4 protein-coding genes are annotated in these 5,918 nt (G+C 61.0%); all 4 read left to right on the forward strand.

Features of this window, described 5'->3' with window-relative positions; genetic code table 11:
- Positions 1-4,133, forward strand: a 4,133-nt coding sequence (locus E1J61_RS36605; RefSeq protein ID WP_133098627.1) for a strawberry notch C-terminal domain-containing protein, incomplete at its 5' end; no start/stop codon positions are given.
- A gap of 59 nt (positions 4,134-4,192) precedes the next feature.
- Positions 4,193-4,483: a hypothetical protein gene (locus E1J61_RS36610; protein ID WP_133098628.1), complete on the forward strand. Its 291-nt coding sequence runs from the start codon at positions 4,193-4,195 to the stop codon at positions 4,481-4,483.
- Between the two features lie 10 nt (positions 4,484-4,493).
- Positions 4,494-4,796, forward strand: a complete 303-nt coding sequence (locus E1J61_RS36615) for a hypothetical protein (RefSeq protein ID WP_133098629.1) — start codon at positions 4,494-4,496, stop codon at positions 4,794-4,796.
- A gap of 5 nt (positions 4,797-4,801) precedes the next feature.
- The coding region (locus tag E1J61_RS36620; RefSeq protein ID WP_243737132.1) for a DNA topoisomerase at positions 4,802-5,918 on the forward strand (1,117 nt) is incomplete at its 3' end.

A 5,918-nucleotide genomic window follows, 5' to 3' on the forward strand; every position in this document is an offset into this window, starting at 1 on the left:
CCCGCATCGACCACCTCATCGCTATCAAGGCGCTGCAACGGCGCAAATCAGACGGGCGGGGGGTCTTCCTCATCGCCGCGGACCGCGAAAGTCTCGTCCACCCCGGCAAGATCGCTGGCGGCAGCAAGGCTTTCTTCGCCTGGCTGTCCGACCACTATGAGCTTGAAGACGTGGTTGAGCTGAACGGGGCGCTGTATCGGAAGCAGGGGTCAGAGTACCCCGTACGCATGGTCACGGTGGGACGGAGGCGTACCGAGGCCGAAGCCGCGGAGGCGCTACGGACAAAGGAGCACCGCCTTGGTGACACGCTTCCTGTGATCCATACGTGGGACGCGCTCTGGTCCCATGCAAAGTCAGTTTCCGCTCGCCTGGCTGACAAGGCTGCAGAGGTAGAGCAACTCGGTGGCGTGGGCACGGACGAGGATGAGACTACCGACGCTCACCAGGTAGAAGCCGAGGACGTCGAAGCCGATGCGCTGCCAACACAGGCTGTCGACCTGGCGGGCGACGATGGGACGCAGCCCGATAAAGCTGTGGACGAGGGCGTGCGCACGCCGAAGGAAGAGAACGAGTACCAAGCCCCTTATGTGCCGGCATCGCAGATCAGCGAGCCGACGGCCATGACGCCGCGTAACCTGCTGGAGCCCGTGCGCAAGGCCTTGGCCAAGCTGACCGATGAGATTGGCGAGAGCGTCGACAGCTATGTCGCGCGCAAGCTCGATTTCACACCCGAAGATCTTGAAATCGCCTTCACCGCGGAGCAGGTGGACGCAATCGCGCTGGCAATCAAGCGCAGCGAGGAGGGGCGTGGATTCATTCTTGGGGACCAGACGGGGCAGGGGAAGGGGCGCGTGCTTGCAGGTCTCGCGCGCTACGCCGTGCTCAATGGTAAGGCCATCACGTTCTGTACGGAGAAGGCAAACCTGTTCTCCGACTTCTGGCGTGACTTGAAGGATATCGGTACGGAGGATCTGTTCCGCCCCATGATTCTGAATGCGGATGAGCCAATTCGGAACATGGACACCAACAAGGTCGAGATCAAGGCGACCAAGGCCGGCGAGCTACAGCGCATCATGGACGCCAAGCTCTCGGTGAGCGATGCCGGCTACAACATCATGTTCGCCACATACTCGCAGTTCAACCGTGAGGCGACGAAGAGCAAAAAGGCCGACTGGATCTCTGATGCCGTGAAGGGCAGCGTGATGATCCTGGACGAGTCCCACGTTGCAGCCGGGGATTCCAACATCTCGGACAACATTGCCCGCGCAGCCGAGCATAGCGACGCCGCTATTTATTCGAGCGCGACATATGCCAAGGGCGCAAAGAACATGCGAGCGTACCGGAAGGTCTTCCCGGAAAGCGTTCAAGTGGAGAGTCTCGCAGATACGCTGGCAGTGGGGGGCGAGCCGCTGCAGGAGGTGCTGTCGGCAATGCTGGCGGAAGAGGGCGTCTTTATCCGCCGCGAGCATGATCTGTCGAAGCTCGAATTCCGCACTGTCGTTGCGAGCAAGAATGCTGCCGACTATGAGTCGTGGGCCGATTCGCTGAGCGCGGCCCTGCGGGATATGGCCTACTTCTCCGGCGACGTGTCGCGGATCACGAAGCGGATGAACAAGGCGATCAAGAAGGAGCTGGAGAAGCTGCCCGAGGCGGCGAGGAAGGGCAACCGCATGGGTGTGTCCTATCAGAGCTTTGGCTCACGTCTCTACAACATCCTTCGCCAGTTCAGCCTGGCGATTAAGGTCGATGATGCTGCAGAAGCGGCGGCGAACGCGTTGCGCGAAGGCCGCAAGCCTGTTCTGGTCGTAGAACAGACGTTCGAAGCCTTGCTCAAAGAGGCGCTGCAGCAGAACGACTCCCTGGATCCGGAGAACACGGATGCGAGCATGCTTGCGACCAGTGGTGATGGCACGACGCTTCCGCGGGTGACGTTCCGGGACGTGATGCGTCGGGTCGCTGGCAAGCTGGAGTACATCTACGTGCGCGACGACTATGGTGTCGGGCACTATGAGCACGTTCTCCAGCAAGCGGAAACCGACGAAGAGCGGGAAGCGATTCAGGACATGCTTGCATCGATGCGGGCTCGTATCGATGATCTGCCGGACTTGCCCGTGTCGCCCTTGGATACCGTGCGGGAACGCATTCAGGCGCTCGGCTACTCGGCTGGCGAGATTTCGGGGCGGAGCTTCGAGACGCGCGTAGACCCGACTGATCGCAACCGGATGATTGTCACCGTTCGCCCGGATGAGCGCCTGCGTACTATTCAGGAATTCAACAATGGCACCCGCGACGCTGTTGCCATCACGCGAGCTGGGGCCACTGGCCTCTCGCTTCATGCCAGCGAGAAGTTCGCAGACCAGCGGCAGCGCGAGATGATCGAGCTGCAGATTGCCAATAACGTTGCCGAGCGCGTTCAGTTCTTCGGTCGAGTTAATCGTCGCGGCCAGGTGTGCGAACCGATCATCACGACTCTGGTGTCTCCCCTTCCTTCAGAGGCTCGGACGCTTGCCATGCAGAACGCCAAGTTGCGCAAGCTGTCGGCCAACACGCAATCGAACCGAAACAACCAGGCAGAGATGCGGGACGTGCCCGACATCCTGAACAAGGTCGGCAACGAGATCTGCAAGCGATATCTAATGGAGAACCCGGATATCGCCGCACTACTTGACATTGACCCAGAGGAAGAGACGCCGAGCGATGATGAGGCGTACTTCGCGAACAAGCTGACTGGCCGGATTGCACTGCTGCCAGTCGCGAAGCAACGACAGGCCTATGCGGATCTGTCGCGCGGCTACGCAGAGACGTTGCAGGAGATGGCGGCCAAGGGCATCAACCCGTTCCAGACGTCCGTCTACGACTGGGGCGCACGTATTGTCGAGAAGACCGTGTTTCGCCCCGGCACGGAATCCGGCTCAGTCTTTGACCACCCGACCTATTGCGCTCGGGTCGAGTGGGAGGAAGAGGTTATCCCGCTCAGTGCCGACGTCATGCGTGCGGCAGTGGCGCGGAGCCGCCAGTATCTCGTGGAGAATGATGGCCGGTTCGAGCTGAAGGAGAACCAGTATGCGGTCAACGAAGCGCACCGCTGGGCGCTGTCGCCGGAGAAGCTCATGGCAGACGTGGACACGGCGTTTGACATGGTCCAGAAGCGCGCCCTGCGCTCACTGACGGAGTTCGAATCGATCCAGGCCGCGCTGCAGGCGACAGAATCGAACCCGATCAAGTTTTCTCAGACGCGGCGGGACTGGATGCGGGAGAACCTGCCCCGGATGATGCCGGGTCGTCTGATCCGATTCACGGGCGAGGAAGACGAGCAGCGCGAAGGCATGGTCATGCACTTCGATCCGCCAGAAGAGAAAGATGCGGCGCACCTCCTCGGTCAGTACAACGTGAAGGTCGTTGTTCCGGGTTCGGCTACCGCAGTCACTCTTACCCTGAACCAGCTTTTCGGCGACCCGATGTACACGCCTCTTGCGCAGCTCGCGCCGGGCCAGAGCGACCCATTTCCGGCCTTTGACGAGGCGAAGCCTGGACGAATCCTTTTCAGCCGCTATGTGCTGATGGGCAACATGTTTGCCGCAGCGCAGTTCGCTGCGCAGAACCGCTTTGGCAACGCTGGCATCTTCGTGGACGACAAGGGCGAGCGGCACCGCGCCGTCATCATGTATGGCCGGGTCACGCGCGAGGATCTGGAAAGCCAGCCCGTAGCGCTATCGAAGAGCCAGGCTGCCTCCATTGTTGAGCGGGCGAGCGCGGAGGGGGTCAACGTCCTCCTCGTTGGAGATCCCGCGCTAGAGCCAAAGAACGGGGTACAGGTGGTGTTCAACGGGAAGGATCCGGACCGCTTCCATCTCGTCGCGCCGGGTACAAAGACTGCAGGGGGCAGCATCTACACCAATCCGGCCCTGACCGCGCTGACTGGCGACTTCGGTGGGAGCAGGAGCTGGATGGCCGTCGAAGTGCCGCTCCACAAGCTGGAGAAAGTCATTGAGGCGCTGACCGGCCCCTGCGGTCAAGCCCTCTATGTCGCAGCCGGCAAGGCCAAACGACTCCTGCCGCAACACGCCGCGGATGCGGTCTGGAGCGAAGAGCCCGCCGAGGCGGCGGTCGCCAGGCCGAAGATGGTCGCTTGAGGTTGCGTACTATGGCATTGATACGGAACAATGTCACAAATCACAAAGACGAGGAAACCATGAGCAGCAGCGTTGAGGCAAAGGCATCGAATCCCCTCCATCAGCTCGAGCCAGGTCAGCTGGAAGCGCTGTCGCGGTTCCGCGAAGAATCGGGCTCCAGGTGGAAATCGAAGCTGCTCGCCGGCTGGGTTCGTGCTGCATATCCGGGCCATCTGCAGGCGATCCGCAACCAGTTGGGCCCTGAGTGGCTCGCCACAGTGACAGACGAGCATTTTCGGCACACGGACAAGGTCGAGGCCAACGCGGGGCAGGTGCAAGATGGTGGGCGAGCACCGCGCCCGCGCATGTAAGGAGACGGCGATGAAGATCACTGAAACGTACAACGGCATCGCGAATCTTCTCGGGATCCCCCTCGCAGAAATGGGTACGCATCCGCAGATGTGGTTGCAGCCAGGCGTCTTTGCTCAGCTGCGTCTCAAGAACAGCGAGCCAGAGATGACTTGGTCGTTGACCGAGGACGGTAGCGACGGGGCACCCACCTTCCAAGGCGTGGCCACAGTCGATGCCGACGCCGCGGAGGTTGAATTCCGCGACGAAGAGTCGCACACGAACTTTCTGCAATTCTGCGAGGCAGTTCGGCTGCTTGGCGCAACGCAGTGGTGATGACTATGCGCGTCTATCTGACGGAGAAGCCCGACGTCGCACTGCACGTTGCCGAGTTTCTCGGCTACGAGAAACGCGAAGCAGGGGCGTACTGGCTCAAGAATGGCGACGCCGTGACCTGGATGATCGGCGACATGTTCGACCAGGGGAAGCCGGAAGACTACATGAGCGAGTCGCAGAAGGCGCTACGTGGCTTCGCGCAGCTACCCATTCTGCCGGCCAATTTCAAGGACTTCCCTGACGCCCAGAAACGCGATCAGCTGCGCCATCTGGCATCTCTCATCAAGCGAGCCGACATTGTGGTCAATGCCGGCGATATCGACCGACAGGGGCAGTACATCGCGGACAAGACGCTACGCTATGCAGGGGTCGACCCCAGCGGTAGTGGAAAGCCTGTGGAGCGCGTCCTGATCAAGGCGCTGAATCACGCCTCCCTGGCCGGCGCATTTGCGCAGAGCGCGGTTCGGAAGAATGGAGAAAGCCAGTTCGTTTTGCAACGCCAGGCTGGCGAGGCACGCGCCAAGGCGGACTGGCTGGTGGGCATGAATGGCTCGCGCGCTGTGCGAGCAGCCGTTAATGCCAGCCTGAAAAAATCACTTTCCGTAGGTCGTGTACAGACGCCAACGCTCGCACTCGTGGTGCGGCGCGAGATGGAGATCCGAAAATTCAAGCCGGTCGCGTACTACGTTCCCGAGATCACTTTGCCGGACGGTCGCGTTCTGTCATGGTCCGGACGCAAGGAGGGCGGCGACATGCGCGGCATTGACGATGAGGGGCGCATTATCGATAGGGCCGTGGCAGAAGCCATCGTGAGCGCGATCCAGGCGGGTCTGGATGGTGTCGTTAGCCGCTACGACTCCATCGAGAAGGAGCAAGCCCCTCCATTGCCATTCAACCTGGCGAAGCTGCAGTCGGAAATGTCAGCGAAGCACGGCATGTCGGCCAAGGAAACGTCCGCCGCGACCCAATCGCTCTATCAGAACCGCAAGATGGTTTCCTACGTGGGAACCGATTGCCAGTTCCTCCCAGAGTCCATGCACGCAGAGGCCCCGAGCGTCCTCAAGGGGGTCTCCCAAATCTATACCAAACTCGCGAGCGGTAGCAGTCCGAGCATCAAGTACG

This window comes from Cupriavidus sp. L7L (assembly GCF_004353535.1).
Taxonomy (GTDB): Bacteria; Pseudomonadota; Gammaproteobacteria; order Burkholderiales; family Burkholderiaceae; genus Cupriavidus; species Cupriavidus oxalaticus_A.

Excerpts from the sequence above, each read along its gene's own strand:
- E1J61_RS36615 (WP_133098629.1), top strand. The coding sequence starts at position 4,494 with ATGAAGATCACTGAAACGTACAACGGCATCGCGAATCTTCTCGGGATC.
- E1J61_RS36610 (WP_133098628.1), top strand. The coding sequence starts at position 4,193 with ATGAGCAGCAGCGTTGAGGCAAAGGCATCGAATCCCCTCCATCAGCTC.